This window comes from Pectobacterium sp. CHL-2024, assembly GCF_044751765.1.
In the GTDB taxonomy this organism is placed as follows: Bacteria; Pseudomonadota; Gammaproteobacteria; order Enterobacterales; family Enterobacteriaceae; genus Pectobacterium; species Pectobacterium brasiliense.
Genome location: NZ_JBIXKO010000046.1, coordinates 1 through 1220, shown reverse-complemented (window position 1 = coordinate 1220; position 1220 = coordinate 1). Strand labels below are relative to the sequence as shown.

1 protein-coding gene is annotated in these 1220 nt (G+C 50.3%); it reads right to left on the bottom strand.

Going from position 1 to position 1220, the window contains the following annotated elements; all coding sequences use genetic code 11:
- Positions 1-20: 20 nt before the first annotated feature.
- The gene (locus tag ACIPUG_RS21405; RefSeq protein ID WP_205591151.1) at positions 21-1007 is read right to left on the bottom strand and encodes an IS110 family transposase; all 987 of its coding nucleotides are present in this window, start codon (positions 1005-1007) and stop codon (positions 21-23) included.
- Positions 1008-1220: the final 213 nt, after the last annotated feature.

Genomic DNA, 1220 nt, shown 5'->3' with positions numbered 1-1220 from the left:
TACAGCTACCGTCTTGAGCGTCAAGCTGCTGTAGCGTAATTCTCGTCATACTTTTGCTGTTTCATCACAACACCGTAGCAGATGTGTACCAGCTTTCTCATCACCCCACCCAGCGCTGACATCTTCGCTTTTCCCGCCGCCAGAAGGCGGTCATAAAACTGTTTGAGTAGAGGGTTGTGTTTGACGGCAACTATTGCAGCCATAAAGAGTTTGGCTCTCACTTCTGGAGGACCATTCTTTGAGAGTCTTGTTCTGCCGCGGACAGAGCTTCCTGAACGTTTTTCCTTAGGGACAACCCCCACCCAGGATGCTGCCTGTTCTGCACTGATGAAGTGATTTCCCCTCAGGACTACCAGCATTGTACTCCCGACTGCTGACCCTATCCCTTTTATCGACGTCAGGTATTCCATATCCCGTTTCAGCTCAGGATGGTTATCGATATGGTTATCAATCAGCGCTTGTACCACCTGCAGTTCGTTGTTCAGCACCTGAAGTATCTTTCTGACAGAGGCTTCAACCAGCGATGAACATCGCGTTGAGAGAAGTTTCTCGAGTCGGCTTTGTTCACGACCCACATCGTGTACCAACGCATCACGTCTGCTGAGGAGTGCTTTCAGTTCCTGGATAGCGGGAGAAGGGGGCTGCCACACATCCGGCTGACGCATAGCGCCATACCGGGCTAAAACGTCAGCATCGACAGTATCATTTTTAGTGAGGATACCCATGCCCTGAGCAAAGGCACGGACGCGAGCAGGATTGGCAATGATGACGCGTACCGCCCGCTCATAAAGGCCGTAAGCCAGATGTTCATGGTAAGTGCCCGTTGACTCCATCACCACCTGAACATCCGCGGGAGCGACTTTCTGCTTTGCCAGCCATTCCAGAACGCTGACTGCGACATCAGGTCCGTTAGTCAGTATTTTGGTTTTCTTGCGACCTTCCGGGCCATCTGGCCTGAGGCATAAGTCTATTTTGCTTTTTCCGACATCAATACCTAACTGAATCATACGTGTCTCCTTTCACATATAACCATCACGCCCATTTTCCTTGTTCATGCGGAGTCTATGCTCCTGGCTACCGTTCAAAGTTGATGCTGGCGTGAAAGGTGAAACAGGGGATCTCAGCTGTAAGACAAGGTCTGACCTTATAGGACGTACCAGATTCACCCTGTTTCAGGTGATGGTAGCTAACCATCACCCACTACCTAGTTCAAGATACAA

What these genes read in the sequence shown, in the direction of transcription:
- ACIPUG_RS21405 (WP_205591151.1), bottom strand. Translation starts at nt 1,007, where the DNA reads ATGATTCAGTTAGGTATTGATGTCGGAAAAAGCAAAATAGACTTATGC.